This window comes from Acrocarpospora catenulata (assembly GCF_018476525.1).
Taxonomy (GTDB): Bacteria; Actinomycetota; Actinomycetes; order Streptosporangiales; family Streptosporangiaceae; genus Acrocarpospora; species Acrocarpospora catenulata.
The window spans coordinates 18,120-43,670 of the sequence record NZ_JAHCST010000075.1; the positions used below are offsets into that span (position 1 = coordinate 18,120).

Below are 25,551 nucleotides of genomic sequence, written 5' to 3' on the forward strand. Positions count from 1 at the left end.
CAATCCGGAAAGGGCACAGAGATGGAGAACGCCACCGCCACCCGTGGTGCGGAGCAGGCCCCCGGGCGGATCGTCGCCGCGTGGGCGAAGAACGACGGCGACGCCTTCGCGGCCGCCTGCACCGAGGACGCGACCCTCATCCTGCCGGGCGTGTACCTGAAGAGCCGGGAGGAGATCCGGAACTTCATGACCAGGGCGTACGCCGGGCCGTACAAGGGGACCCGGGTGCACGGCGACCCGCTCAACATGCGCTACCTCAGCGACGACGTCGCGGTGATCGTCACCCAGGGCGGCGTGCTCTATCCGGGCGACGAGAAGGTCACCCCCGAGCGGGAGATCCGGGCCACCTGGGTGCTGACCAGGAAGCCGGAAGGCTGGCTGATCGCCGCCTACCAGAACACCCCCACCGCCACGGCCTGACCGGAGAACCTGGAGAATCCGATGGACAAATGCCCGGTCGCCCTCGATCCCACCGGCCGTGACTTCCACGGCGAAGCCGCCCGGCTGCGCTCGCAGGGGCCGGCCACCCAGGTGGAGCTGCCCGGTGGGGTGGTCGTGTGGGACGTCAACAGCTACGCGGTCGCCAAGAAGCTGCTCGGCGACCCGCGGGTGACCAAGAGCGCCCGCAACCACTGGCCGGCCTTCCAGAACGGGGAGATCCCGATGGACTGGGAGCTGATCAGCTGGGTCGCGATGGACAACATGGTCACCGCGTACGGCAAGAACCACCAGCGTCTGCGGAAGCTGGTCTCCAAGGCGTTCACCCCCCGCCGATCCGAGGCCATCCGGCCCCGGATCGAGGAGCTGGTGGACGAACTGCTCGACGGCCTGGCCGCCGCCGCCCCCGGGGAGGTCGTGGACCTGCGGGAACGCTTCGCGTACCCGCTGCCGGCCCGGCTGGTGGCCGACCTGATCGGCCTGCCCGAGGCGGCCAGGAAGAAGGCCAACGAGGTCATCGACATGATGGTCAACACCACCGTCACCCCGGAGGAGGCGCAGGCCACGCTGATGGGGTGGCGGGCCGCGATGGAGGACCTGATCGCCGCCAAGCGGGCCCAGCCCGGCGAGGACATGACCAGCGACCTGATCGCCGCCCAGGAGGAGGACGGCTCCCGCCTCAACGACGGCGAGCTGGCCGACACCATCTTCGCCATCCTCGGGGCCGGCTCCGAGACCACCATCAACTTCATGGACAACTCGGTCACCCTGCTGCTCACCCACCCCGAGCAGCGGGAACTGCTGGAGTCCGGCAAGGTCACCTGGGCCGACCTGATCGAGGAGGTCCTGCGGGTGGAGTCCCCGCTCGGCCACCTGCCGCTGCGCTACGCGGCGGAGGACATCGACCTTGGGGAGGGCGTCACCATCCCCAAGGGCGACCCGATCCTGATCAACTACAGCGGGGCGGGCCGGGACCCGGCGATCCACGGCGACTCCGCCGAGGTCTTCGACCTGACCCGGGAGAACAAGGAGCACCTCTCGTTCGGGTACGGCGTGCACTACTGCCTGGGCGCCTCGCTGGCCCGGCTGCTGGCCACCATCGGCCTGACCCGCCTGTTCGAGCGGTTCCCCGACATGACCCTGGCGGTCCGGCCGGACGAGCTCCAGCCGCTGCCGACCTTCATCATGAACGGCCACCGGGCGCTGCCGGTCCACCTGACCCGCGTCCCGGTCAACGCCTGAGAGGGGGCGATCATGCAGACAGTAGCGATCCCGCCGCGGGAGGAACTGCTCCGCCGCGCCACCGACCTGGTCCCGCTCATCCGGGACCGGGCGGCGGCCGCCGAGCAGAACCGGCGCATGGACGACGAGGTGGTGAACGCGCTGACCGAGACCGGCATCCTGAAGATGCGGGTCCCGGTCAGGTACGGCGGCTTCGAGTCCGACACCCGGAGCCTGGTCGACGTGGGCATCCAGCTCGGCCGGGGGGACGGCGCGGTCGGGTTCACCGTCGCGCTCTGGTGGATCACCTCCTGGATCGTCGGCCTCTTCCCCGACCACGTGCAGGACGAGGTCTGGGGGGCCGGCCCCGACGCCCGGGTCTGCGGCACCCTGGCCCCGACCGGCACCGCCACCGCGGTGGACGGCGGCATCCTGGTCACCGGCCGGTGGGCGTTCAACTCGGGCGCCGCGCACAGCCAGTGGAAGATGCTCAGCGCGGTGCTCGGCGACGCGCCGGTCATGGCGCTGGTGCCGATCAAGGACATCCAGGTGCTGGACGACTGGCACACCGCCGGGCTGCGCGCCACCGGCAGCGTGACGATGGTGGCCAAGGACCTGTTCATCCCGCAGGAGCGGGTGATCGCCATCGCTCCGCTGATGATGCAGCAGTACGCCTCCAAGCTCAACGCCGACCGCCCGATCTACCAGTGCCCGATGATCCCGGCCGCCTCGGCGTCCACCATCGGCAAGGTGGCCGGCCTGATGATGAACGCCCGCGAGGCGTTCTTCGAGCGGATCCCCGGCCGGGGCATCACCTACTCCGGCTACACCGACCAGCTCACCGCCCCGCTCACCCACCACCAGGTGGCCGAGGCCGAGCTCAAGATCGACGAGGCCGTGTTCCACGCCTACCGGCTGGCCGACCTGGTGGACGCCAAGTGCGCCGGCCGGGAGACCTGGTCGGTGACCGAGCGGGCGCTGGCCAGGGTCGCCATGGGCCGGGTCTGCCGGCTGGCCCATGACGCGATCGGCATCTACAACACCGCCAGCGGCGGTTCGTCCATCTTCGAGTCGGTGCCGATCCAGCGCATCGAACGGGACATGGAGGCGATCAACCTCCACGCCCTCAACCACCCGAACACCAACATGGAACTGTACGGCCGGGTGCTCTGCGGCCTGGAGCCCGACAGCGCGTACCTGTAAAGCCAGAGAAACGACGAGAGTCCAGACCCGGATCGCGGGTCTGGACTCTCGCCGTTCGGGGATTCCAGGCGTGGCTTCTAGGTGTACGCCCGCGCTTGCAGGGCGAACAGTTCTGCGTAAAGACCTCCGGAGGAGGACAGCTCGTCATGGGTTCCGGCCTCGGCGATCCGCCCGTCCTGGACCACGATGATCAGGTCGGCCATCCGCACGGTGGAGAACCGGTGGGACACGAACAGCGTGATGGCGCCGGTCGCCTCGCTCACCCGCTTGGCCTGTTCGGCGTACCGCTCGAAGAGGGCGTGCTCGGCCTGCGGGTCCAGCGCCGAGGTGGGTTCGTCCAGCACCAGCAGCAGCGGCGCCGATCGCATCAGCGCCCGGCCCAGGGCCAGCTTCTGCCACTGCCCGCCGGAGAGTTCGAGACCGTCGGCGTAGGTCTTGCCCAGCTGGGTGTCCAGGGTGAGCCGGTCCAGCAGGTCGTCGGCCTGGGCCCGGTGCAGCGCGTCCAGCAGGGCGGGCTCGTCGTCGATCCGGGGCAGGTCGCCGACGCCCACGGTCTGGCCGGCCGGGAACTCGTACCGGACGAAGTCCTGGAAACCGGCGGCGATGCGCTCCCGCCAGCCGTCCAGCGGGATGCGCGCCAGGTCGGTGTCGTCCACGAGGACCTGGCCGGCGGTGGGGCGGTAGAACCCGCAGAGCAGCTTGACCAGGGTGGTCTTGCCGGCGCCGTTCTCGCCGACGATGGCCACCGTGCTTCCGGCCGGGAGCTGGAGGTTCACCTCCCCCAGCACCGGGGCTGCGGTGCCGGGGTAGGTGAACGACACGTCCCGCAGGGTGATCCCGTCGCGCAACCGGTCCGGGGGCGACTGATCGGCCGGACCCGGGGCGGTCGCGGTGACGACCTCGGTGAGCCCGGCCAGCCTGCGGTACGCGCTCGCCATCCGCTGCAGGTCCTGCAGCAGCGTCACGGCGGTGGTGACCTGCTGGTTCACCTGGGCGGCCAGCGCGATGACGAGGACCACGTCGGCCACCCCCCGCCGCCCGGTGAGGGCATCCCTTACCACCAGGAGGACCGCGCCGGCGTACGCCAGCGCGAAGATGATCTGCCCGGCCGCCCGCAGCCAGGTCGAGGCCAGGTGCGCCCGCCACAGGCCCCGCGTCGCGGTGGCCCAGACCGCGCGGTGCCGCCCGCGCAGCTCGTCGGCGAGCCTGAACACCCGCAGCTCCCCGGCGAGCGGGGCCGAGGTGGTCAGGTGGAACAGGTTGAGCGCCACCCGGGTCGGCTCGGCCGTCCTGGTCCTGGCCCGGTCCTGTACGCGTTCCGCCAGCCGCCCGGTGAACAGCGGCGGGATCGCGGCCAGCGGGAGCAGCAGCAGCCACGGGTTCACCCGGATCAGCAGGATCGCGGTGAGCGTCACGGCCAGGGCCAGGCCGAGGCTGTTGAGCAGCGCCTCAAGGCCGACCCGGAACTGGCGGCTCTCCTGCTGGAGCACGGTCAGCGTGTCGGCGTGCTCGGGGCGCTCGTGGTGTTCGATGCCGGCCGACCCGTTGGAGAGCGTGATCAGCTGCTCGGCGAAGTCCAGCTCGGCCAGCTCGGAGAGCTCGAAGTAGGCGATATGCGCGAAGTGCCCGAAGGTCAGCCAGGCCACCGCGAGCACGGCCACCGCCACCCCGGCCAGCGCGGCCGTGCCGGTCTCGCCCGCCACCACCGCGCCGGTCATCCAGGCCAGGGCGGCGGCCAGCGCGGGGGCGGCCAGCGCGCCGGAGATCATCAGCACCACCGAGACGATCGTCTTGCGGCGGTCCATGCGCCAGGCGGTGGCGATCATCCGCGCCGCCCCGGTCAGTACGGCCCTCATGCGACGCTCACCGTCTCGGCGGAGCTGCCGGTGAAGCGGTCGGCCTGGAGGCGGAACAGATGGGCGTACCGGCCGTCGCGTTGGAGCAGCTGTTCGTGGCTGCCCTGTTCGATGATCTTGCCGTGTTCCAGTACGACGATGAAGTCGGCCTGGCGCACGGTGGAGAAGCGGTGCGAGATGAGCAACGTGGTCGCGCCTTGGGTGAGTTCGGCGAAGGTTTCGAAGAACTGGGCCTCGGCCCGTACGTCGAGGCTGGCGGTGGGCTCGTCCAGGACCACGACGGGGGAGCCGTGGCGGAGCGCGAACAGCGCCCTGGCCAGGGCCACCCGCTGCCACTGGCCGCCGGACAGGTCGGCGCCGCCGGTGAGATGGCGGGCCAGCGGAGTGTCCAGGCCGTTTGGCAGGCGCTCCAGGGTCTCGCTCAGGCCCACCGCGTCCGCGGCGGCCCGGATGCCCTCCCGGTCGTCCATGTGCGCCACCGCGCCGAACCCGATGTTGTCCGCCGCCGGAGCCTCATACCTCGCGAAGTCCTGAAAAATCACGCCAAGTTTGGCGCGCCAGGCCTCGATCGGGTAGCTGGCGATGTCCACCCCGTCGCAGCGGATGGTGCCCGCGGTCGGCTCGTACAGCCGGGCCAGGAGCTTGACCAGGGTGGTCTTGCCCGCGCCGTTGAGCCCGACGATCGCGGTGCACTTGCCCACCGGGAAGGTCAGGTTGAGGTTCTCGAAGATCGCCCGGGACTGGCCGGGGTAGGCGAAGGAGACGTTGTCGAACTGGATCGTCCAGACCGGGTCGGGGATCCGGGAGACCGGCCAGGTCCGGCCTCGCCCCGGTGTGACATCCGGTGGGGGAGTGTCCCGGTCGACGTGGGCGGCGAAGCGCAGCACCCGGTCGTAGGCCTCCATGCCGACCGCGGTCTGCAGGTCGGCCTCCGGGTAGTACTCCGACAGCCGGAGCGCGCCCAGCGCGGCCTGCATCACCAGCACGAACTGGGTCAGCGTGAGCGTCCCGGCGGCCCCGGCCGCGGCGAACACGCTCACCAGCACCACCAGCGCCCAGAGCGCGAACCAGGCGAACGGCCACAGGTAGACCCGCCGCCGCTCCTTCCACATCGGGGTCAGCCAGGCCAGGTACGCCTCCCGCAGCCGCTCCCGCAACCACCCGGCGAGCCCGAAGACCCGGATCTCCTTCCCGGCCTTCGGCTGGATGGCCAGATCCCGGAAGTAGTCGCCCTTGCGCTCGGCGGGACCGAGGGCGAAGCGCACCTTGACGTACTTGCGCAGGCCGCCGCGCTGGCCGTACCGGAAGAGGAGGACGGCGATCGCGATGCCGGCGGCGGCGAGCCAGGAGAACATCAGGCCGACCACGGCGGCGTACCCGGCCAGCGAGGTGTAGCGGGCGATCAGCGCGAGCAGTCCGGCGCAGGCCTGGCCGGGGCTCTGCACCCCGAACTCCAGCTCCCTGGCGGCGGTGCGCAGCGCGTCCACCGCCTCCTGGTCCTCCAGCGGGCCGATCCCCCGGCTGCGCAGCGCGGCGCCCATCAGCTCGTCGTACACCTGGCCGTCGATGCGGCGGGCCAGCAGCTCGCCCAGGGAGGACTGGAGCGGCGTGACGATCTGCTGGGCCACAAACGCGCCGGTGGCGATCAGGAAGACCGGGAGCAGCGCGTCGAAGCCGTCGGCCACCCGGCCGAGCACCAGGCTGGTGGCCACCACGAAGATCACCGGCAGCGCGCCGAGCACCAGGTTGACCAGCACCAGCAGAGCCACCAGGCCGGGGCCGCCGCGCGGCACCTGACGGGCGATCATCAAGCGCGCTCGGACGAGCTGGGCGAGCATGCCACCTCCTGGTCTCTTGGTCGGTCACAGATACAGACCACCAAGCGGCCGAAAACTCATCGCCGACCGCTTCAAGAACTGAGAGCCGGGTGATTACGGTGGGATCCGACGGTTGAGGCCATGGGACGGAAGAGGTGTCAGATGTCCGCACAGCCCGCAGAGCTGTCACCCGAGCAGCTGTCCGCACAGGCCGACTTCACCCGGCTGGCCGACCCCTTCCGGCGCGAGCTGCTCGCGCACTGCTACGGCATCCTTGGCTCGGTGGACGAGGCCGAGGACCTGGTCCAGGAGACCTACCTGCGGGCCTGGCGCTCCTTCGGCCGGTTCGAGGGCCGCTCCTCGATCCGTACCTGGCTGTACCGGATCGCCACCAACGCCTGCCTGACCGCGGTCGAGCAGCGCAACCGGCGGCCGATGCCGACCGGGCTCGGCGCGCCCTGCGAGGACCCCGACCAGCTGCCCCCGGCCCAGCCGGAGATCCCGTGGCTCACCCCGCTGCCGGACACGCTGCTGGTGGACCCGGCCGCTATCGTCAACTCCCGGCAGACCATCCGGCTGGCCATGGCCGCCGCGCTCCAGCACCTGCCGCCACGGCAGCGCGCCGTGCTGCTGCTCAGGGACGTCTTCGAGTGGCGCGCGGGCGAGGTGGCCGAGCTGCTCGGCACCACCACGGCGGCGGTCAACAGCATGCTCCAGCGGGCCAGGGCCCAGCTCGGCGAGGTCCCCGCCGACGACCAGATCGCCGAACCGGCGCGGCGGGACCAGCGGGAGCTGCTGGACCGGTGGGCGGCGGCGATGGAGGCCGCCGACGTGGGCGCGCTGATGCGGTTGCTGGCCGAGGACGCGATCTGGGAGATGCCGCCGTTCACCGCCTGGTTCAGCGGGCGGGACGCGATCGGCCGCCTGATCGAGAGCCAGTGCCCGGCCGGGCCGGGGGACACCCTCATGGTGCCCACCCGGGCCAACGGGCAGCCCGCCTTCGCCTTCTATCTCCGGGACGACGGCACGGTGCACCGGGCGTACGCGATGCACGTGCTCTCCCTGGGCGGCGGCGAGGTCCGGCGGGTTTCGGTGTTCTTCTCGCCGGAACTGTTCGAGTCGTTTGGGCTGCCTATGGAGTACGCCGCCTGACAGGGCATTTCTGGAGATGCGGGAAACCCGCCACCGGTTGACCATGAATGTGCCGGGTCGAGGCTTAATGCCCGAAATGTCATGGCCAATCTGGAAGGCGGCAGAAATGCGTCCATTTCGCATTGAAATCCCCGAATCAGACCTGGACGACCTACGGAACCGGCTGGCCCGGACCCGGTGGCCGGCCGAGCTGCCCGGCGTCGGCTGGAGCCGCGGCGTGCCGCTCGGCTACCTCCAGGAGCTCGCCGAGTACTGGCGGACCGACTTCGACTGGCGGGCGGCCGAGGCCCGGTTGAACGCCCACCCCCAGTTCATGGCCGAGATCGACGGAACCAACGTGCACTTCCTGCACGTACGGTCCCCCGAGCCGCACGCCACGCCCCTGATCATCACGCACGGCTGGCCGGGCTCGGTCGCCGAGTTCCTGGACGTCATCGGCCCGCTCACCGACCCCCGCGCCCACGGCCTGGACCCGTCCCAGGCGTTCCACCTGGTCATCCCGTCCATCCCCGGGTTCGGCCTGTCCGGCCCCGTGCCCGAGACCGGCTGGGACTCCTGGCGGGTGGCCCGCGCCTGGGCCGAACTGATGCGGAGCCTGGGCTACCAGAAGTACCTGGCCGCGGGCGGCGACTGGGGAATGATGATCTCCTTCCAGCTGGCCCAGGTGGCGCCGGAGAACGTCCTCGGCGTGCACGTGAACATGCTGGTCACCTTCCCGCCGCCGGACCCGGCCGCGATGGCCGAGCTCACCCCCGCCGAACTGGCCGGACTGGGCAAGCTGCTCCACTTCGACCAGGAGCTGTCGGCGTACTTCAAGCTCCAGGCCACCCGGCCGCAGACCCTCGGGTACGCGCTGACCGACTCCCCGGTGGGCCAGCTGGCCTGGATCGTCGAACGTTTCATGGACTGGACCGACGCGGAGAAGTCCCCCGAGGACGCCGTGGACCGGGACCAGATGCTCACCATCGTCACCCTCTACTGGCTCTCCGCCACCGCCGCCTCCTCCGGGTGGATCTACTACGAGAGCACCGACCGGACCGCGCCGAACGTGGCGGCCAAGTGGGGCGGGCCGTGGCCGGTCACCGTGCCGGTCGGGGTGGCGGTGTTCGCCGGGGACGCCACGGCCCCGATCCGGCGGTGGGCCGACCAGATCGTGCCCACCATCACGCACTGGAGCGAGCTGGAGCGCGGCGGCCACTTCGGCGCCATGGAGGAGCCCGACCTGTACGTCACCGACGTCCGGGCCTTCGCCGGCACGCTCACCCGATGAATCTTTCATCACCGGGGCCGGGGCGGGACACGGCGCCCGCCCCGGCCGGAGGGATTTCCGGCACGAAATTCCGGACCCCTCGGGAAACGTTTATCCCCCTATTTCCGGTGTTGCCGGAAATGGCGGCGAATTATTCGGAATCAACCGCCGGAGCCCCTTCCGGTCCCCGGCGGACCACGTTAAGGAGGCTCGGGTGAAACACGCTCAAGCGCCCGCCCAGGACGAGCTCGTCCACCGCGCGGCGGCACTGGTCCCGCTGCTCCAGGCGAACGCGATCGGCACCGAGGAGTCGCGCGCCCTGACCGAGGAGTCGCTGGACGCGCTCCGCGACGCCGGGATCTTCCGGATGCGGGTGCCCGCCCGGTACGGCGGCTTCGAGAGCGACGCGCGCACCATGGTCAAGGTGGCCGGTGAGCTCGGCCGGGGCGACGGCTCCACCGCGTGGACCGCCGGGGTCTGGTGGATCACCTCGTGGATGGCCGCGATGTTCCCCGACGAGGTCCAGGACGAGGTCTTCGAATCCCCCGACACCCGCCTGTGCGGCACCCTCAGCCCCACCGGCATGGCGATCAGGCAGCCCGGCGGCGCCGTACTCAACGGCAAGTGGGGCTTCATGAGCGGCGCCAGGCACAGCCAGTGGCAGGTGGTCGTGGCGGTCACCCCCACCGAGGAGGGCGGCCACGAGCCGATCATGGCCCTGGTCCCGCTGAGCGACATGCAGGTGGTGGACGACTGGTACACCTCGGGCCTGCGCGGCACCGGGAGCATCACCACCATCGCCCAGAACGTCTTCATCCCCGAGCAGCGCATCCTGTCCATGGGCGCGGTCCTGCACGAGCAGTACGGCTCCAAGCTCAACGCCGACAGCGCGATCTACCGCAACCCGCTGCTCCCGGTGGCCTCGGCCTCCTCGATCGGCGCCGTGCTCGGCATGGCCAAGGGCGCCCTGGACGCCTTCCTCACCCGGCTCCCTGACCGGCACATCACCTACACCGGCTACACCAGCCAGCGGGAGGCCCCGCTCACCCACTTCCAGGTGGCCGAGGCGTCCCTGCTCATCGACGAGGCCGAGTTCCACGCGCTCCGGCTGGCCGGCCAGGTGGACGAGAAGGGCGCCACCGGCGCGCAGTGGACCGTCGAGGAACGGGCCAGAGCCCGGGCCGACATGGGCGCGGTCTGCGAACTGGCCAAGAAGGCGGTGGACCTGCTGACCACGGCCAGCGGCGGCTCCTCCATCTACAGCGAGGTGCCCATGCAGCGCGTGCAGCGCGACATGCAGGCGGTCAACCTGCACGCGCTGATGCACCCGGACACCAACCGCGAACTGTACGGGCGCGTCCTCTGCGGCATGCCGCCCAACACCTTCTACATCTAGGGGACACACCATGGTGAACAGGGATCGTGCGGTGGTCCTGGGCGGCGGCATGGCCGGCCTGGTCGCCGCCAAGGTGCTGGCCGAGTCCTTCCGCGAGGTCCTGCTGGTGGACCGCGACACGCTCACCGGCGTGACCGACCCGCGGCGCGGCGTGCCGCAGGGCGCGCACGCGCACGGCCTGCTGGCCAAGGGCCAGGAGGTGCTGGAGGGCATGTTCCCCGGCCTCACCCAGGAACTGGCCGACGCCGGGATCCCGACCGGGGACCTCGGCACCAACCTGCGCTGGTACTTCAACGGCAAACGCCTGCGCTGGGCCAGCACCGGGCTGAAGGTGGTCTCGGCCACCCGGCCCGAGCTGGAGGGCGCGGTACGGAACCGGGTGCGGGCGCTGCCCAACGTCACCTTCCTGGAGAACCGTTCCATCCAGGACCTGGTGGTCACCCAGGACCGCGCCCAGATCACCGGCGTCACCCTCGACGGCGGCGAGGAACTCGCGGCCGACCTGGTGGTGGACGCCACCGGGCGCGGCTCGCGCACCCCCGCCTGGCTGGAGGAACTGGGCTACGCGCGGCCGGAGGAGGAGAAGGTCAAGATCGGCCTGTCCTACACCACCTGCCACTACCGGCTCCGGCAGAACGTGCTCGGCGAGGACATGGCCATCCTCTGCGTGGCCACCCCCGAGAACCCGCGCGGCGCGTTCTTCTCCCGGCTCGGCGACCGCTACCTGCTCTCGCTCACCGGCATGCTGGGCGACCAGGCCCCCACCGACCCCGAAGGCCACCTGGCCTTCGTCAAGTCGCTCCCGGTGCCCGACATCTACGAGGCCGTGCACGACGCCGAACTGCTGGACGAGCGGGTGGCCTTCCGCTTCCCGGCCAGCATCCGGCGCCACTACGAGCACCTGGACCGCTTCCCGCGCGGCCTGCTGGTGGTCGGCGACGCGCTGTGCAGCTTCAACCCGGTGTACGGCCAGGGCATGACGGTCGCCGCCCTGGAGGGCCTGACCCTCCGGGCGCATCTGGTCGGCGGCGGCCTCCCGGACGCCAAGGCGTTCTTCGCCGACGCGGCCCAGGTGATCGACGCGCCGTGGGCCATGTCCTCGGGCGGCGACCTCAGCTGGCCGGGGGTGGAGGGGTACCGGCCGCCGGAGGTGCTGATGGCCAACGCGTACATGGACCGGCTCCGGGTGGCGGCCCAGCAGGACGGGGCGATCACCGGGGCGTTCATGCGGGCGGCCGGGCTGATCGATCCGGTGACCGATCTGATGCGCCCGTCGATGGCCGTGCGGGTCTACCGCAACTCGCGGCCCAAAGCCGTGGTCTGAGCCATGATCATGCGGAGGGCGCTGCGTAGATCCCTCGCCCAGGTCCGGCACGTCACGCCGGTGCCGCCAGGGGCGGCGAGGGGTCTGGTCGCGGACGTGTACGCGCGGGTGGAACGGGACTTCGGCATGCTCGCCCCGCCGATCGCGCTGCACTCGGCGGCGCCCGAGGTGATGGCGGGGGCCTGGATCCTGCTCCGCGAGTCCCTGCTCGCCGAGGGGAAGGTCCCCCGGGCGACCAAGGAACAGGTGGCCACCGAGGTCTCCCAGGAGAACGCCTGCCCCTACTGCGTGGACGTCCACGGCGCCACCCTGCGCGGCCTCGGCGGACGGCCGGCGGCTTCAGGACCGGCAGCTTCAGGACCGGCAGCTTCGGGGACGGCTTCCGGGGCGGTGGCTTCCGGGGCGGCTTCGGGGCCGGGGATTTCCGGGTCGGAGGTTTCCGGGCCGTCGGTTTCAGGGCCGTCAGTGGCGCGCGGACCGGAGACCATGGCGGTGGCGCTGACCTTCCACTACCTCAACCGGATGGTCAACGTGTTCTTGGGGGAGTCCCCGCTGCCCCCCGAGGTGCCGGGAGTGATGCGCGGCGGCGCACTACGGGTGCTCGGCGCCATGATGGGTTCCCAGGCCCGCCGCTCCCGGCCGCCAGGCGACTCGCTCGACCTGCTGCCGGAGGCACCCTTGCCGCCGGACCTCGCCTGGGCATCCGCGTACCCGCACCTGGCGGGCGCGGTGGCCCGGGCCGACGCGGCGATGACGGCGGCGGGGGAGCGGTCGGTCCCGGCGCGGGTGCGTGAACTGGTGACCGAGCGCCTCGCGGCCTGGGACGGCAAGCCACCGGGCGTCAGCCGATCCTGGGCCGACGAGGCGGTCAAGGGCCTCCCCTCCGCCGAACGCCCATCCGGCCGGCTGGCCCTGCTCACCGCTCTCGCCTCCTACCAAGCCGGTCCGGTGGCGGCGGACCTGGGCAAGGGAGACCGGGTACTACTGGAGACGACCGCCTGGGCAAGCCTGACGGCCGCCCGGGCTCGCGTCCGGTGAAGCCCCCGGCTGATCCACCAGCCGACCCGCCCGCTCGCCCACCGGCCCACCCTCTAGCACGGCCACGGGCACGCCCCCCGGCCGGACCGTCGCCCGTTGGACCGTCGCCCGTTGGACCGTCGCCCGGTGGATCGGCATCCGGTGTATCGGCATCCGGTGGATCGGCATCCGTTGGATCGCAGCCCACCAGCCCACCGGCCGAACAATCGATCGCCGGATCGCCACCCACGGCATCCCCTGGATCGCAGCCTGCCAGACCACCCGCCAGGCGGTTCAACCCCTGGCGGGCTTTGGCCGTTCTGTGCACGGCCAACTTTCTGATCCTGGTGGACACCACGATCGTCAACACGGCAGCTCCGGCGATCATGGCCGATCTGGGTGCCGGGCTCGACCAGATTGTCTGGATTCTTAACGGGTACCTGCTGGCCTTCGCGGCACTGCTGATCGTCTTTGGCCGGGTGGGTGATGTGCTCGGCTCGCGGAACGTGTTCGCGGCCGGGCTCGGCCTGTTCACCGCCGCTTCCCTGGGGTGTGCCCTGGCTCCGGGCCCGTGGCAGTTGGTCGCGGCGCGTGTGGTCCAGGGTGTGGGCGCGGCGGCGCTGATCCCGCAGGCCCTGGCGCTGATTACCGCGATCTTCCCTGCGCGTCGGCGCGGACTGGCGCTTGGCCTGTTCACCGCCGTCGCCGGGGTGGCGTCGGTCGGCGGTCCCACCCTGGGCGGGCTGCTGATCACCCGATATGGCTGGCCCGCCGTCTTCCTCATCAATGTCCCGGTCGGCCTGGCCGCCCTACCGCTCACCTTCCGCCTGGTGCCCGACCTGCGCGCCCCCAACCGGCCGCACCGTTTCGACACCGTCGGCGTACTGCTCGCCGTGGGCGGCTTGGTCACCCTGGTCTACGGCCTGCTGGAACGTGCGGCGGTCCCGCTGGCCATCGCGGCACTGGCCCTGCTGCTGTTCACCTTGTGGGAACGTCGCCACCCGGAACCCTTGCTGCAACCGGCCCTGTTCCGCCACCGCAACTTCACCTTGGCGGCCGCGATCACCGCCATCACTTCGTTCGCCCTCTACGGCCTGCTCCTGGTCTTCGTCGTGGAGACCCAGACCGTACTTGGCATGACCCCGCTGATGTCGGGCGTGACCGCGCTCCCGATGACGCTCGCGCTGACCGCATTGGCCCCACTATCGGGCCGCCTGGCCGACCGCGTCGGCGGCCGCCTCCCGCTCACCGCGGGCTTGGTCCTCTAGCCGCAGGCGTGCTCGGGGTCGGATTCCTGCCCACTACAGCGTCCACTGCGGCCACGTACATACTCCCGCTGAGCGTGATCGGCCTCGGCATGGGCCTGGCCTTCGCCCCGGCCACCATCGAGGGCCTACGGGTGATCCCCCCGGATCAGGCCGGCGTCGCCTCCGGCACCCTCAACACCGCCCGCCAACTCGGCGGCTCACTCGGCGCGGCCGTCATCGGCACGCTCGTGGACGGCAAACACGGTGACGCCTTTGTCACCGTGTCGCGACCGGCGCTGGCCCTGGTCGCCGCTCTGATCATTCTGGCGGCGGCGCTGGCGTCACGGATGCGGGGGCCCGACGCGCCGCGAGCACCGCGTACCCCAGCAAACCCGCCCCCAGCAGGAGCAGCAGCCCCGTGAACATCCACTCGTTGGAACCCCCGGGCCCGTAGACCCAGTAGGTCCGGCCCACATCCACGGCGGGGGCAGTCTGACCGGCGACCATGGTCTCCCGATCACTGCCGTACAGCGAGACCCGCTCCCGCAGCGCGCCCCCACCCGCCAGGAAGTCACCGGTCCAGGTGCAGCTCTCGTGCCCCGGGTGCTGGATGCAGACCAGTTCCCTGGCCGTGAAGACCCCGGGCACGCCATCGGCCCGGGCGGCCTTGATCGTGGGACCGATCCCGGGAGCGGTGAAGTAGAGCAGCAGGATTCCGGCGAGAGCCGTCACCACCGAGCCGAAGCGCAGTCTCATCTCGGCTTCGTACTCGCGCTCATGCCGCGACGGGCAGCGGAGCGCAGTTACATTTCATCTCGGCCCGTTCGGCCTTGTTGGGCCGGCGGTGCAGGATCATCGCCACCACCATGGGCGCGAAGACGACCGCGTTGTAGAACAGGTGCAGTTCGACGCGGGGCACGATCAGCTGCACGATGCTGGTGGGCGCGGCCTTGCCGAGCAGGTTGGCGCCGACCAGGGCCTGGACGAGCAGGATGAGATGCTCCAGGTGGTGCCAGACCTGGATGCCGAGCGAGATGTTCCACCAGGTCCTGGCCCGGCCGGTGAAACCCTTTCTGAGGATGATCAGGCCGACCAGCATGAGCAGGGCGTACCCGTAGTGCATCCACTCGGACTTGACCAGCCAGGGGAAAGGACGCCCGAGCACGCCGCGCGCCTCGGGGAGCGGCCAGCCGAGCGCGTAGATCTGGATGGCCTGGGCGACGTGCTCGGCCCAGTGGGCGACGACGATGAACAGGAAGACGTTGAGGGCGGCCTTGTGGTACTTCGTGTTGAGGGCGCCTTGCTGAACCGGGAACGAGCCGGATGCGGCATGGGTAGCCATCAGATCTGCCTCCGAAACTTTCGGTGACGCCGAACTGTACCTTTCGTAGTGACATCGTTTCGTGCAGGCGAGCGCGTTTCTTCTTCCAAAGTGCTGGGTTAGCGCACGTTGAAAGAAGACACGTGGATCATCCCCGGGGCACGCTGGTGCCCGAATCGACGGGGAGGACAGATGCTGGTGTGCGTGACCGGGGGCACCGGATTCGTCGGGGCCCATTCGGTGGCCGCTCTCGTGGGGGACGGCCACCGGGTGAGGCTGCTGGCCCGTGACCCCGCCCGGGTGCCGGCCGCGCTGACCCCCCTCGGGGTGAACCTGGACGCGGTCGAGGTGACGGTCGGAGACGTCATCGACGAGGGCGCGGTCGGCCGCGCGGTCAAGGGGACCGACGCGGTGCTCCACGCGGCGGCCGTGTACTCCTTCGACAGCCGCCGCCACGCCGAGATGCGCCGGGTCAACACCCGTGGCGCCGAGGTGGTGCTGGAGGCCGCCCGCCGTACCGGGGTCGGTCGTACCGTGCACGTCTCCACGGTGGGGGCGCTCTTCCCGTCCCCAGGGCCGATCGGCCCGACCACGCCGGTGGGCAACCCCCGGGAGACGTACCTGGCCAGCAAGGCCGGGGCCGAGGAGGTGGCGCGGCGGCACCAGCTGGACGGCGCACCCGTGGTGATCACCTACCCGCCCGCCCTGGCCGGGCCGGACGACCCACACCTGGGCGACCAGAACGCCCGGATCAGGGACATCCTCCGCGGCCTGATGCCGCTCTGGCCGACCGGCGGTTTCCCGCTCGGCGACGTCCGGGACACCGCCGAACTCCACCTGCGAGCCTTCACCCACCCCGACATCGGGGCCAGACACTTCGGACCCGGGCAGTACATCCGCACCCGGGAACTCCTCGCCACCCTCCGTCAGGTGACCGGCCGCGCGCTGCCCGCCGCCTACCTGCCCGCCCGGCTGATGTTCCCGTTCGCCCGCCTCGCCGACCTGGCCCAGCGGCGCTGGCCGTGGCACATCCCGGCCCAGTACGGCGCCGTCTACACCTGCGCGGTCGCGGCCCCTGTCGACGTGGGGGCATCCACTCTGGACGTACCACCCAGGCCATTGCACGAGACGCTCCGCGACACCGTCCACTGGCTGCTGGAGACCGGCAGGGTGAGTCCCAGGCAGGCCGGAAAATGACCGTCTCGCGGGAAGAGACCAAGCGGGAAGAGATGATCAAGGGAGTGCGCGCGGTGGGCAGTTCGGTCCGCAGGGTCAACGGCCGCCCGGTCGTCGACATCCCCATCCCCGGAGTGCTCCTGGAGCCCCCACCGGAGCCCCCACGCCCGGCCCGGCACGCCGGCCTGCGCGAGGCCATCGTCGGCGGCGACCGGGACGCCACCGCCCGCCAGCACGCGCTCGGCAAACGCACCGCCCGCGAACGGCTGGCCGCCCTCCTGGACGAGGGCTCCTTCGACGAGATCGACCTCTACCGCCGCACCCAGGCGCACGGCCTGAAGATCGGCGACCACCGCCCGCACACCGACGGCGTGGTCGGCGGCTCCGGCACCGTCTTCGGCCGCCGCGTCTTCGTCTACGCCCAGGATTTCACCGTCTTCGGCGGCTCCCTCGGCGAGGCCCACGCCGCCAAGATCCACAAAATCATCGACCTGGCGCTGGCCACCGGCTGCCCGCTGATCGCCCTCAACGACAGCGGCGGCGCCCGCATCCAGGAGGGCGTGATGGCCCTCAACGGCTACGGCGGCATCTTCCGCCGCAACGTCGAAGCCTCCGGCGTGATCCCGCAGATCAGCATCATCCTCGGCCCCTGCGCGGGCGGTGCGGCCTACTCCCCGGCCCTGTCCGACTTCACCTTCATGGTCCGCGACATCGCCAAGATGTACCTGACCGGACCCGACGTGGTCGCCGCCGTCAGCGGCCAGCGCGTCACCCACGAGGAACTCGGCGGCGCCGCCGTACACGCCGCGAACGGCGTGGCCACCTTCGTCCACGACGACGAGGACACCTGCTTCGCCGACGTCCGCTACCTGGTCTCCCTGCTGCCTCCCAACAACCGGGAACCAGCCCCCGCCGGCCCCTCCCGCGACGCCGCCGACGACCTCCGCCCCGCCCTGGCCACCATCGTCCCCCCGGAGCCCAACAAGCCCTACGACATGCGCACGGTCGTCACCGAACTCGTCGACGACGGCGACTACCTCGAACTCCACGAATCCTGGGCCCCCAACGTCATCTGCCTCCTGGCCCGCCTCGACGGCCACACCATCGGCATAGTCGGCAACCAGCCCATCTCCCTCGCCGGCGTCCTCGACGTCCAGGCCGCCCAGAAAGCCGCCCGCTTCGTCCGCTTCTGCGACGCCTTCAACATCCCCCTCATCACCCTGGTCGACGTCCCCGGCTTCCTCCCCGGCACCGACCAGGAACAAGCAGGCGTAATCCGCCACGGCGCCAAACTCCTCTACGCCTACTGCGAAGCCACCGTCCCCCGAATCTCCCTCATCCTCCGCAAGGCCTACGGCGGCGCCTACATCGTCATGGACTCCCGCTCCATCGGCTGCGACCTCGCCCTCGCCTGGCCCGGCAACGAAATCGCCGTCATGGGCGCCGAGGGCGCCGTCAACGTCCTGTTCCGCAAAGAACTAGCCACCGCCGCCGACCCCGACGGCCTCCGCACCGAACTGGTCACCGAATACACCGACCAACTGATGCACCCCTACTACGCCGCAGAACGCGGCCTGATCGACGACGTCATCACCCCAGAACAAACCCGAGCCGTCATCGCCCGCGGCCTGTCCATGCTCCGTACCAAGCGCGCCGCAACGGTGGAACGCAAGCATGGCAACGTGCCACTCTGACTGATCTAATTGCCGGACCGGCTGGGTTCCGGGGTGCCGTTCGGCCAGATGCAGGGGGATGTGGACCCGAGCATGGGCACATCGCCGTCCGTCCAGCTGAGGGTGATGTAGAAGTCATCCGGACGGCTTCGGCCATAAACGTTGGCACCGTCGGGTGATACCGCCTCGATGAAGTGACCTTGTTGTTCCCAATACGCCTTGACTCGGCTGGCGATCTGCTTGATCTGATCTTTGGGGATTCCCCGGATGTAGTAACTGCGGTTGATGACGATCCGTTCCTGGGAGCCACCGTCAATGGGGTCGAGACAGAGGTCGTCAACGAGGCTGGGCTCGTATATCTCCAGTTTGGGGTTGGGAGTGACGACAACAGCGGCTTCCTTCACCAGCTGCTCCACCCGGGCTAGGGCCTGTGCCTTGGTCATGGTCTTGGCCGAGCTGTCCACATGACCTCCCTTCGCGATGTCATTGGGAGCACAGCCGGCGATGAGAACCACCCCTACGAGGATCAACCGTGTCAGGGGGGACATCTAGCCTCCTGATGGCGTGGGTGATGGCTGAGGCGTCGGGGACGGCACCGGCTGGATGGAGGGCTCTCCTGGTGTGGAAGGCATCGGCGGAACTGGCGGTGGCTGCGGAGCGGGATTGGGCTTCGGCGGCACGATCTCTACTACCCTGCCGTAGTTGCCGTTGACGAGCAGGCCCATGTTTTTCAGAGATATGGATTCGTTGTCCCAGTAGCTGGAATGGGAGCTTATGTTGTAGCTGGAGCCCGAGCCGCCCCCTTGGACGAGGAACTGGCGTGCGCCGAACGAATAGTCGCTGGGGTCGGTGCCGAATGGGCCTTCCGAGCTGAGCGTGCCGGTGATCACCCCTTTGTCGCCTCGTTCGCCTTTGACGGGCAAATGACCGATGTCGGCGATGAAATCCTGGGGCGATTCACCTACCCAGACCTGGTCGGCGCCGAGTTCACCCGCTTTCATGGCGCCTGACCCAGGGCTGCCGACCAGGATCAACTGATCGGCGAAGGCCCCGCGGCGTTCCTGCGCGGCGAGCCCCACCACCAGCGACCCGTAGCTGTGACCCAGCACGGTGAACAGAGGGTCCTTGCCCACTTGGTGGGAGGCCCGCAGCCCGTCCGTGAAGGACGTCAGTGGCCCGGCGGCACGCTTGGCGATGTAGGGGGCGGCAACCGAGCGGTCGGCCAGCAGCCCGGTGAGATCGAGTTGCGGGGCGTCGTACTCGAACCACATGATCGACGCGACAGCCCTCTGATCCGCCGACTTGTCGGCCTCCTCCCACAGGACGGTGGCGCGTCTGGCGTCGGCGAGAAAACCGTCGAGCTTGGTCCCGGTGCCCGGCACGCTGGTGACGATGTTGTCGGCGGTGTCGGGGTCGCCATACGAGATGGCGGTCCTGCCGAGGCCGCCGAGGCCGACGCTGAGCAGCAGCGCCGGAGGGATGCCTTTCACGCCGCCGAGGGCCAGGCTCTTGCTGATGGAGTCGATCTGGCGGAGTTTCAGTTCGAGGTCCTTGATCTCGTCCTTGGCGTCCTGGGATGACTGGCGCAATTGTGTCAGGCGGCGGGTGATCTCGTCCTGCTGTTGTCCGAGGTAGGCGCGGTTGGCGCGGTCTCGGGTGGTGGCGGGGATGCCGTTGAGGCCGCCGATCAGGTGGGGGACGGTGGTGATCAGTTGTTCCTGGGCGGGGTGGCCGAGCTGGCGCCACCAGGCATTGATCTGGGCCGACAGTTGTGGGTCGGGGTTGGTGCGTTGGAGAGCCTGGAGTTCGCCGAGTGCGGAGGTGTCGCCGTTGGTGGCGCGCGTGAGGAGGTAGCTGGAGCCGTTCGCGCCGAGGGCGAAGCCGCCGAACAGGCCGAAAGCAGCCATGGCGGGGGAGGTCAGGCCACCGTCGGCGTCCTGCTGAAGGATGACCAGACGGCGTTTGAGATCGGGGACCTGGCTGGTGGCCCAGGCGCCGGCTCCGGCGATCTGTTTGGCGGGCAAGGTTGGCAAGCCGGCAGCGAGTAGTTCGCCGGTGACACGTGTCGCGGCCATGGCCAGGGCATGCCCGGCGTGGTCCAGGTCCCGGACGAGTCCGGTCATTGCGGTGACGTCCATGCCGAGGAAGCCGTTCGGGTCGGGGCCTCCCACCCGATTCATGACACTGGTGACTCGGGGGACAGGCCCCCGTTGCCCGCCCAAGGCCTGGATCTGCTCGGCGAGGTTGTCGATCGCGGACTGGAAGGCCCACTGCATCGTGGTTCGCTGGTCGGCCAGCATGTCCCTGAAACGGGTCGCGCCGCCGCCGACCCAGGAGTTCGCGAGCATGTAGCGCATACAGGAGTCGAGCAGCGGGACATGCTCATCTGCCAGCCACAGCACCCGGGCGAGAGCGGCTTCCAGCCCGGCCGTATCAGCCGCCACGATGGGTAACGCTGTCACACCATAGGGTGCGCACGAATCTTCTATACCAAACCGGTATAACCGGGGTGTCAGATGTCGTCGAGGCGGTCTCGGGAGCAGGCCACCAGCTCCGTGGCGGGCGGCGTAGTCGTCGCCCGCGCTCACCATCAGGCCGATCAGTTGGGTTCCCGTGCAGGTGTGGCGCCGTCGGGCGGGATCAGGTAGCCGCCAAGATGAATGGATATATTATGCGTGACTTTCTGGAGTCACTGCTAAATTTCGCCGAGTGCGGTGAATTAAATGACGTTACTCTCGGCATGAATAAAGCTGATGTAGTTGCGCGAGTGGGTGAATTTGACTGGTGTCAGGATCGCCACAATCCGTACATCTGTCTGGTCGGAGATGTAGAGTTCTGTTTCACTATTTCAGATGTACTCTGGAACATTTCAATAGAACCGGGTGGCCCGGTGACTCGGCTGCCATCGGGGAAGTCTGGCCACTTCCCCTCGGGAAGCGAGTTTATTCGTATCCTAGTAGATAGAGGTCAGGTCATCGAGGTGTGTACGCCGTTCGTTGACTCGCAAGAATGGCTCAAGGTTATGGGCTCTGGTGTGCTGATCGACATCACCGAAGAAGACGAGGTCAACTGCATGACCGTGGCTCTGCCCTGGGACGTCGCCTCTAGCCTTTGAGTGTTGTGAATAGCCCTCATGCTCAGTATCAGACGCTCAGCCGTCGGGAGGGCAGGGTGGGGCGCGCAAGGATGCAATAGTCTCGTGCGATAAGTATAGTGATAACGCTGTCGGAGAACTTCGTGATGTTCTCGCCGCTCCCACATATCAACAAGTCGGTGGTACATAAGCCTGACAAGAGACGGGAGTTTCTGAATGCGGATTGATCCTCATATCGTTGTTCCAGCTATTTGGTTGCCGTGGGCGCGGCCGGGATAGGTGTCTGGATATGGCGCCGGGCGCCCGTGCGTGTGGCCGACTCGGTGCGGCAGGAGATTGCGTACGGAGGCGAGATATTAGTAGTGGCCGAGGAGTTAACGAATGCGAGTAACCCGCTCTTCGAATATGAGTATATCGTTCTGGACAGAAAACAGAACGATGTCGGAGCGGCAATTGATCAGCAAGTTCGAGGAATGCGAGCTGCTGGCTGGATTGCAGAGTCTACAGGTGAGGGGAAGGGGTATCATCTGAACTCTGACAGGCACCAGACCATTGCTTTCGTCGAACCACTCGCGCCCTTTTTGCAGGAGTGGGCAACCGGGTCGTCAATCTTTCCCGAGCAGCGAGCCGCACTCTTGATCGCCAAAGAGACCACGGATCCGTCCAGGCTCATTCTTGTGACAATGCACCACATGGGCTGAGTATGAGGTAAAGCATGCTTGTGTGCCGATAATCCAGACGCTTACGATTTATTAGAGGTCAGTGCCCGGACGCTCAATAGTTCGGGTTAACAAAGCATTATAGCGGCTCGTATGTGTCGCCCGGAAATGGTGATCCAGGCGCTTGGTGGCCATATTGGGAAGGTTTCTGGAGGGTGATTTGAGTAATCCGTTAATGACTATATCGATTGCCGACATTAGACAGGTTGTCTCAATAATTCTCGACCATCTTGAATCGGTCACTTCGGGACATATTGATCTTGAAGAGGACTACTTTTGGTCCGTCCCGAGGGATGATCTGTTCAACATCTTAGGAGGGCCGCCCGAACTCACGATTGGCCAACTTAGTGAATCTATCGAGCATCTCCGCAGCCTTCAATATGATGACTCTCAAGTGCTCGGATATCATCTAGTCTGGTTGGCCGATCTGCTAAAGGCTGTTGGTAGCAAATACGTTGCCTGATCCGTAAATCATTCACGCCCTGTGCGCAGCGTGATAGCGGTCGCTAGTAGTAAGGCTGGGCAAAGTTGGCCAGTGTGCGTGCTTTTGGTGAGATCGCTGGCTGTCTACTCTGGGTAAGACCGTCCGTGCTCATACTCGTGACACTGCGCCATACAGGCTGAACCAACTTCAAGGGACCAAGATGACCGTTGTCAGTCGGACCACGCGTGAGACCATCAAAGGCCTTAACTCATGACAATCGAACGGGTCCGCGCGGGTTCCGGCGCGGGGGAGAGTGGCTGGTTGATTGCGGTCAAGGTGATCGTCTGCTCCTTTCTCGGCGCGGCGGCCCTCCTCATTACCGCCCTGGCCTATCTGCTCGACGGCTACGTGATGACGTATGTGCCCACCGATGAAGTCGATCCCGACATGGTCGTCGCCCTGTTGGTAGGCTTGGGCTTCGCGCTTTTCCTAGAGACGGTAGCGGCGCTCGTGGCGTGGCGATACAAGGTCACCTGGCTGCTCTATGCGATATTCGTGGTCGTCGCGGGACTCCGGATTGTTCAGTTGCTGCCCCTTTATCAGGGGTGATGGGTGCGGCTCGCTGGAATGATTTCCGGGTTTCCGCTGGTGTTTCTGGCCTTGTTCAGTGTGGCCGGGTCACTGGCGCTTTTGGGAGTAGATGGTCCAACCCCTTACAGTCCTTCGGGTTGCATGTGTAGAGGGGGAGTTTGTTGGCGATGGCTACACAGGCGAATCGTAAGGTCTGCTGTCCTTGGGTTTGTGATCGGCGGCGACCACTGCGGTCCATAGTTGCCCGTACTCCCGGGCGGCGGCGTTGTCGACGGGGAGCGGGTCGAAATCGGCCCCCACGGCCTGGAGGATCTTTATGCGTTGGGCGAGTTCCTGAGGCTTGGCCGCGACCAGAACGCCGGCCGACAGCTCTGCGGTGGTGATAGTGCTGATCGCCATCTCGTCGGGCAGTCTTCCGGGGCGATCTTCGCACGCAGGATCAGGATGGAGGTGTTGACCAGACCTGGCGTGGCGGTCCTTCCGCGGCCTCGGTGAACTCGTCTCTGCCGTATGCGCGGTCGTAGGGGTCGAAGAGGTCGTCGTTGACGTGGCGATCCATGTCTTCGCGATACTTCCGGTCATCCAGGATCGGCATGCTTTGGGACATCGCCGCGAAGTCGGCTCGCGAAACGAATCGACGTCTATGGCGGATAGGGTTCAGGTCACCGATTTTGCTGCTGTTGCGGGTAGCGGCGTAGCTCTCTCCGCGTTCCAGGCCGTTCATGATTTCCGCCGAGCGGGCGTGGAGGTCTTGCTCGGAGATCTGGTGGGAGCGGGCGGGTTCGGAGACGGTCATGGGTGAAATTTGGCGGGGGCATGCGTCACTGGAGGCTACCACTGAACTGCTGTACGTGACGTCCTGGCGACCTAGATTTCGTCGAGGCGGTTGAGGGACTTGGCTACGGAGGTGGCGGCGGCGGTGTAGTCGTCGCCGGCGCTGACCATTAGGCCGATTAGTTGGGCTTCTACGCAGGTGTCGGCGTCGTAGGGCGGAATGAGGTAGCCGCCGAGTTCGAGGGTGACGAGGCCGTGGACTGCTGTCCACATTTGGTGGGCTACGAGGATGGGGTCGCCTGGGCGGAAGCGGCCGGTGGTGAGGCAGCGGTCAGCGCATTCTGCGACGTTGGCGAGGGTGTAGCGGCCGTGTTGGCGGTCTTCTTCGGAGAGGGAGAAGCCTGCCAGGGAGGAGCCGCCGAACATTACGGCGTAGAGGTGGGGGTTGGCCAGGGCGTTGAGGCGGTAGGCGCGGCCCAGGAGGGCCATGTCGGCTACCGGGTCGTCGGTGGCCTGGACTCGGGTGAGGCGTTCCTGGAGGCGGGCGAAGCCTTCTCGGACCATTTCGCGGACGAGGCCGCTCATGCCGCCGAAGTGGGTGTAGACGGTCATGGTGGAGCTGTCGGCTTCGGCGGCGATGCGGCGGGTGGAGAGGGCCTGGGGGCCGTGTTCGGCGAGCAGGCGGGCCGCGATGTCCACGAGGGCTGGTCGGGTGGTGGGGTCCGATCGTCGAGGGCTCACCTTGACAGTGTTGCATAACAGCGATATCTATTAACCACAACGCTGTTATGTTTTGGAGCCGGGAGGCCGGAGATGGCCGTACTCGATGCCGAACCCGAAGTCATGGACAGGCTCGCGGTGCATGGCGAGCTTCCCGTTGAGCTGGCCGGATCGCTGGTTCAGGCGCTTCCCAATCCGCGGGCTCGCCATCCACTGGCGGGGCCGTTGGTGCATTCGGGGGTACGGCTCGGTGGCGGTGCGGCTACCTGGTATCGGGAGCCGCGGTCGGTTTGCCGGAAGGTTCCCTTCGGGCCGATTCCGGCGTTGGCGCCCTCGCTCTGGCTGGATGAGGCCATCACGGTCGCTCGGCCGGTGCTGGAGTCGCAGACCGGGCACTGGCATACCGTCGCCGCCTATCAGGGGCTCGGGTACGCCGAGCATCTCACCGCTGCTCCGGATGGGACCGTGCTTCGGGCGGTGCCGTTTCCGCTGTCCGGGTCGCCGTTCATCAGTTCGGTGGCGCTTACCGAGCGGTTTCTGTTGATGGTGGATCCGCCGGTGGCCTATCACCGGGCGGCGGCTCTGGTTGGGGTGCGGTTGCCGTACCAGGAGCGGGTGGGGCGGCGGGCTTTCTTGGGGCTGCTGCCGCGTTGTGGCGCGTTCATCGAACCGGTGTGGGCGCCGTTGGGTCGGTATCAGGAGGTGCGGACTCTACGTGCCGCTGAGGATGGGTACAGCCGGGTCACGTTGGACGCGGTCTGCCGTAATCCGGGGGAAGACGCGCATCAGCGGCGGTTCACCGTCGATCTGCTGAGCGGGCGGATCTCCTCGCGGCGGCTGACCGGTGTGCACGCGGTGGTGGCCTGCGGGTCGACGGTGTCCGGTGCTGGGACCTGGGATCTGGGGCCAGGATGGACGGCCGGGCAGCCGGTGATGGTCGGGGCCTGGGTGTTGCTGTTCGGGCATAATGCGGTGACCCGCCAGGGTGCGCTGTTCGTGTTGCCTGCGGGGAACCTGCCGGCAGGTCCGACGGCCTGGGTTGAGTTGCCGGTCAGCGTCGGGGTCGGCGATCGGGTGGCCTGGTTGCGCTGATTGGCGTGGTACTCCCACCCACCCGCCCTGCTTACCGTTCTTCTCCC

At 68.3% G+C, this 25,551-nt stretch carries 23 protein-coding genes and 1 pseudogene; 15 read left to right on the top strand and 9 right to left on the bottom strand.

Going from position 1 to position 25,551, the window contains the following annotated elements; all coding sequences use genetic code 11:
* The first annotated feature begins 21 nt into the window (after positions 1 to 21).
* The 3 genes from KIP79_RS40820 to KIP79_RS40830 are packed head-to-tail and all read left to right on the top strand — an operon-like array spanning position 22 to position 2,862.
* On the top strand, positions 22 to 420 hold the full coding sequence (locus KIP79_RS40820) for an SgcJ/EcaC family oxidoreductase (RefSeq protein WP_214110402.1): 399 nt from the start codon (positions 22 to 24) through the stop codon (positions 418 to 420).
* A gap of 21 nt (positions 421 to 441) precedes the next feature.
* On the top strand, positions 442 to 1,680 hold the full coding sequence (locus KIP79_RS40825; RefSeq protein WP_214110403.1) for a cytochrome P450 family protein: 1,239 nt from the start codon (positions 442 to 444) through the stop codon (positions 1,678 to 1,680).
* Between the two features lie 12 nt (positions 1,681 to 1,692).
* Entirely contained in the window at positions 1,693 to 2,862 is a 1,170-nt protein-coding gene (locus tag KIP79_RS40830; protein WP_214110404.1) for an acyl-CoA dehydrogenase family protein, read from the top strand.
* A 77-nt stretch (positions 2,863 to 2,939) separates the two neighbouring features.
* On the opposite strand, the gene KIP79_RS40835 is transcribed toward KIP79_RS40830, so the two are convergent.
* Together KIP79_RS40835 and KIP79_RS40840 are read right to left on the bottom strand one after the other, a co-directional pair.
* Entirely contained in the window at positions 2,940 to 4,718 is a 1,779-nt protein-coding gene (locus KIP79_RS40835) for an ABC transporter ATP-binding protein (RefSeq protein ID WP_214110405.1), read from the bottom strand.
* Entirely contained in the window at positions 4,715 to 6,556 is a 1,842-nt protein-coding gene (locus KIP79_RS40840; protein WP_214110406.1) for an ABC transporter ATP-binding protein, read from the bottom strand. The genes KIP79_RS40835 and KIP79_RS40840 overlap by 4 nt, the downstream gene beginning before the upstream one ends.
* Before the next feature lie 141 nt (positions 6,557 to 6,697).
* Between KIP79_RS40840 and KIP79_RS40845 the strand changes: the two genes are divergently transcribed.
* The 6 genes and pseudogenes from KIP79_RS40845 (at position 6,698) to KIP79_RS40870 (ending at position 14,342) form a co-directional block, all read left to right on the top strand.
* Positions 6,698 to 7,687, top strand: a complete 990-nt coding sequence (locus KIP79_RS40845; protein WP_214110407.1) for a sigma-70 family RNA polymerase sigma factor — start codon at positions 6,698 to 6,700, stop codon at positions 7,685 to 7,687.
* A gap of 106 nt (positions 7,688 to 7,793) precedes the next feature.
* Positions 7,794 to 8,957: an epoxide hydrolase family protein gene (locus KIP79_RS40850; RefSeq protein WP_214110408.1), complete on the top strand. Its 1,164-nt coding sequence runs from the start codon at positions 7,794 to 7,796 to the stop codon at positions 8,955 to 8,957.
* A 193-nt stretch (positions 8,958 to 9,150) separates the two neighbouring features.
* Positions 9,151 to 10,332, top strand: coding sequence for an acyl-CoA dehydrogenase family protein (locus tag KIP79_RS40855; RefSeq protein WP_214110409.1), 1,182 nt, complete (start codon positions 9,151 to 9,153; stop codon positions 10,330 to 10,332).
* Between the two features lie 10 nt (positions 10,333 to 10,342).
* Positions 10,343 to 11,656, top strand: coding sequence for an FAD-dependent oxidoreductase (locus KIP79_RS40860; protein ID WP_214110410.1), 1,314 nt, complete (start codon positions 10,343 to 10,345; stop codon positions 11,654 to 11,656).
* Positions 11,657 to 11,659: 3 nt separating this feature from the next.
* A complete protein-coding gene (locus KIP79_RS40865; RefSeq protein ID WP_214110411.1) occupies positions 11,660 to 12,694 on the top strand; it encodes a carboxymuconolactone decarboxylase family protein in 1,035 nt (344 codons plus the stop codon).
* 326 nt (positions 12,695 to 13,020) lie between these two features.
* A pseudogene (locus KIP79_RS40870) lies at positions 13,021 to 14,342 on the top strand (DHA2 family efflux MFS transporter permease subunit).
* Here the strand turns inward: KIP79_RS40870 and KIP79_RS40875 are convergent.
* Complete coding sequence (locus KIP79_RS40875; RefSeq protein WP_214110413.1) at positions 14,239 to 14,676, bottom strand: hypothetical protein; 438 nt, start codon at positions 14,674 to 14,676, stop codon at positions 14,239 to 14,241. The pseudogene KIP79_RS40870 and the gene KIP79_RS40875 sit on opposite strands and share 104 nt — an antisense overlap.
* 19 nt (positions 14,677 to 14,695) lie before the next feature.
* Positions 14,696 to 15,262 carry a hypothetical protein gene (locus KIP79_RS40880; RefSeq protein WP_214110414.1) on the bottom strand — a complete coding sequence of 189 codons (567 nt, stop codon included), beginning with the start codon at positions 15,260 to 15,262 and terminating at the stop codon, positions 14,696 to 14,698.
* Positions 15,263 to 15,433: 171 nt separating this feature from the next.
* Here KIP79_RS40880 and KIP79_RS40885 point away from each other — a divergent pair, with 171 nt between their 5' ends.
* Positions 15,434 to 16,438 carry an NAD-dependent epimerase/dehydratase family protein gene (locus KIP79_RS40885; RefSeq protein ID WP_214110415.1) on the top strand — a complete coding sequence of 335 codons (1,005 nt, stop codon included), beginning with the start codon at positions 15,434 to 15,436 and terminating at the stop codon, positions 16,436 to 16,438.
* Positions 16,435 to 18,111, top strand: a complete 1,677-nt coding sequence (locus tag KIP79_RS40890) for an acyl-CoA carboxylase subunit beta (protein WP_250214681.1) — start codon at positions 16,435 to 16,437, stop codon at positions 18,109 to 18,111. Before KIP79_RS40885 ends, KIP79_RS40890 begins: the two co-directional genes overlap by 4 nt.
* A 5-nt stretch (positions 18,112 to 18,116) precedes the next feature.
* Here the strand turns inward: KIP79_RS40890 and KIP79_RS40895 are convergent, their stop codons facing one another.
* Together KIP79_RS40895 and KIP79_RS40900 are read right to left on the bottom strand one after the other, a co-directional pair.
* Entirely contained in the window at positions 18,117 to 18,638 is a 522-nt protein-coding gene (locus KIP79_RS40895) for a hypothetical protein (RefSeq protein ID WP_250214682.1), read from the bottom strand.
* Complete coding sequence (locus tag KIP79_RS40900; protein ID WP_214110416.1) at positions 18,639 to 20,492, bottom strand: alpha/beta hydrolase; 1,854 nt, start codon at positions 20,490 to 20,492, stop codon at positions 18,639 to 18,641.
* Positions 20,493 to 20,761: 269 nt separating this feature from the next.
* Between KIP79_RS40900 and KIP79_RS40905 the strand changes: the two genes are divergently transcribed.
* The 3 genes from KIP79_RS40905 to KIP79_RS40915 all read left to right on the top strand — a co-directional run bounded on the left by KIP79_RS40905 (position 20,762) and on the right by KIP79_RS40915 (position 22,936).
* Positions 20,762 to 21,205, top strand: a complete 444-nt coding sequence (locus KIP79_RS40905; protein ID WP_214110417.1) for a hypothetical protein — start codon at positions 20,762 to 20,764, stop codon at positions 21,203 to 21,205.
* A gap of 284 nt (positions 21,206 to 21,489) precedes the next feature.
* Complete coding sequence (locus KIP79_RS40910; RefSeq protein WP_214110418.1) at positions 21,490 to 21,885, top strand: hypothetical protein; 396 nt, start codon at positions 21,490 to 21,492, stop codon at positions 21,883 to 21,885.
* Positions 21,886 to 22,597: 712 nt separating this feature from the next.
* Positions 22,598 to 22,936 (top strand): hypothetical protein, encoded by a 339-nt coding sequence (locus tag KIP79_RS40915; RefSeq protein ID WP_214110419.1) that lies wholly within the window; start codon positions 22,598 to 22,600, stop codon positions 22,934 to 22,936.
* 153 nt (positions 22,937 to 23,089) lie between these two features.
* Here the strand turns inward: KIP79_RS40915 and KIP79_RS47915 are convergent, their stop codons facing one another.
* The 3 genes from KIP79_RS47915 to KIP79_RS40930 all read right to left on the bottom strand — a co-directional run bounded on the left by KIP79_RS47915 (position 23,090) and on the right by KIP79_RS40930 (position 24,433).
* Positions 23,090 to 23,317, bottom strand: a complete 228-nt coding sequence (locus KIP79_RS47915; protein WP_250214683.1) for a PIN domain-containing protein — start codon at positions 23,315 to 23,317, stop codon at positions 23,090 to 23,092.
* Positions 23,318 to 23,357: 40 nt separating this feature from the next.
* Complete coding sequence (locus KIP79_RS40925) at positions 23,358 to 23,714, bottom strand: prevent-host-death protein (RefSeq protein ID WP_214110420.1); 357 nt, start codon at positions 23,712 to 23,714, stop codon at positions 23,358 to 23,360.
* A 71-nt stretch (positions 23,715 to 23,785) separates the two neighbouring features.
* Positions 23,786 to 24,433: a TetR/AcrR family transcriptional regulator gene (locus tag KIP79_RS40930; RefSeq protein WP_214110421.1), complete on the bottom strand. Its 648-nt coding sequence runs from the start codon at positions 24,431 to 24,433 to the stop codon at positions 23,786 to 23,788.
* Between the two features lie 72 nt (positions 24,434 to 24,505).
* Between KIP79_RS40930 and KIP79_RS40935 the strand changes: the two genes are divergently transcribed.
* On the top strand, positions 24,506 to 25,504 hold the full coding sequence (locus tag KIP79_RS40935; RefSeq protein ID WP_214110422.1) for a hypothetical protein: 999 nt from the start codon (positions 24,506 to 24,508) through the stop codon (positions 25,502 to 25,504).
* The last annotated feature ends 47 nt before the right edge of the window (positions 25,505 to 25,551 follow it).

What these genes read in the sequence shown, in the direction of transcription:
- KIP79_RS40820 (WP_214110402.1), top strand. Translation starts at nt 22, where the DNA reads ATGGAGAACGCCACCGCCACCCGTGGTGCGGAGCAGGCCCCCGGGCGG.
- KIP79_RS40825 (WP_214110403.1), top strand. Translation starts at nt 442, where the DNA reads ATGGACAAATGCCCGGTCGCCCTCGATCCCACCGGCCGTGACTTCCAC.
- KIP79_RS40830 (WP_214110404.1), top strand. Translation starts at nt 1,693, where the DNA reads ATGCAGACAGTAGCGATCCCGCCGCGGGAGGAACTGCTCCGCCGCGCC.
- KIP79_RS40835 (WP_214110405.1), bottom strand. Translation starts at nt 4,718, where the DNA reads ATGAGGGCCGTACTGACCGGGGCGGCGCGGATGATCGCCACCGCCTGG.
- KIP79_RS40840 (WP_214110406.1), bottom strand. Translation starts at nt 6,556, where the DNA reads ATGCTCGCCCAGCTCGTCCGAGCGCGCTTGATGATCGCCCGTCAGGTG.
- KIP79_RS40845 (WP_214110407.1), top strand. Translation starts at nt 6,698, where the DNA reads ATGTCCGCACAGCCCGCAGAGCTGTCACCCGAGCAGCTGTCCGCACAG.
- KIP79_RS40850 (WP_214110408.1), top strand. Translation starts at nt 7,794, where the DNA reads ATGCGTCCATTTCGCATTGAAATCCCCGAATCAGACCTGGACGACCTA.
- KIP79_RS40860 (WP_214110410.1), top strand. Translation starts at nt 10,343, where the DNA reads ATGGTGAACAGGGATCGTGCGGTGGTCCTGGGCGGCGGCATGGCCGGC.
- KIP79_RS40865 (WP_214110411.1), top strand. Translation starts at nt 11,660, where the DNA reads ATGATCATGCGGAGGGCGCTGCGTAGATCCCTCGCCCAGGTCCGGCAC.
- KIP79_RS40875 (WP_214110413.1), bottom strand. Translation starts at nt 14,676, where the DNA reads ATGAGACTGCGCTTCGGCTCGGTGGTGACGGCTCTCGCCGGAATCCTG.
- KIP79_RS40880 (WP_214110414.1), bottom strand. Translation starts at nt 15,262, where the DNA reads ATGGCTACCCATGCCGCATCCGGCTCGTTCCCGGTTCAGCAAGGCGCC.
- KIP79_RS40885 (WP_214110415.1), top strand. Translation starts at nt 15,434, where the DNA reads ATGCTGGTGTGCGTGACCGGGGGCACCGGATTCGTCGGGGCCCATTCG.
- KIP79_RS40890 (WP_250214681.1), top strand. Translation starts at nt 16,435, where the DNA reads ATGACCGTCTCGCGGGAAGAGACCAAGCGGGAAGAGATGATCAAGGGA.
- KIP79_RS40895 (WP_250214682.1), bottom strand. Translation starts at nt 18,638, where the DNA reads ATGTCCCCCCTGACACGGTTGATCCTCGTAGGGGTGGTTCTCATCGCC.
- KIP79_RS40905 (WP_214110417.1), top strand. Translation starts at nt 20,762, where the DNA reads ATGCGTGACTTTCTGGAGTCACTGCTAAATTTCGCCGAGTGCGGTGAA.
- KIP79_RS40915 (WP_214110419.1), top strand. Translation starts at nt 22,598, where the DNA reads ATGACAATCGAACGGGTCCGCGCGGGTTCCGGCGCGGGGGAGAGTGGC.
- KIP79_RS47915 (WP_250214683.1), bottom strand. Translation starts at nt 23,317, where the DNA reads ATGGCGATCAGCACTATCACCACCGCAGAGCTGTCGGCCGGCGTTCTG.
- KIP79_RS40925 (WP_214110420.1), bottom strand. Translation starts at nt 23,714, where the DNA reads ATGACCGTCTCCGAACCCGCCCGCTCCCACCAGATCTCCGAGCAAGAC.
- KIP79_RS40935 (WP_214110422.1), top strand. Translation starts at nt 24,506, where the DNA reads ATGGCCGTACTCGATGCCGAACCCGAAGTCATGGACAGGCTCGCGGTG.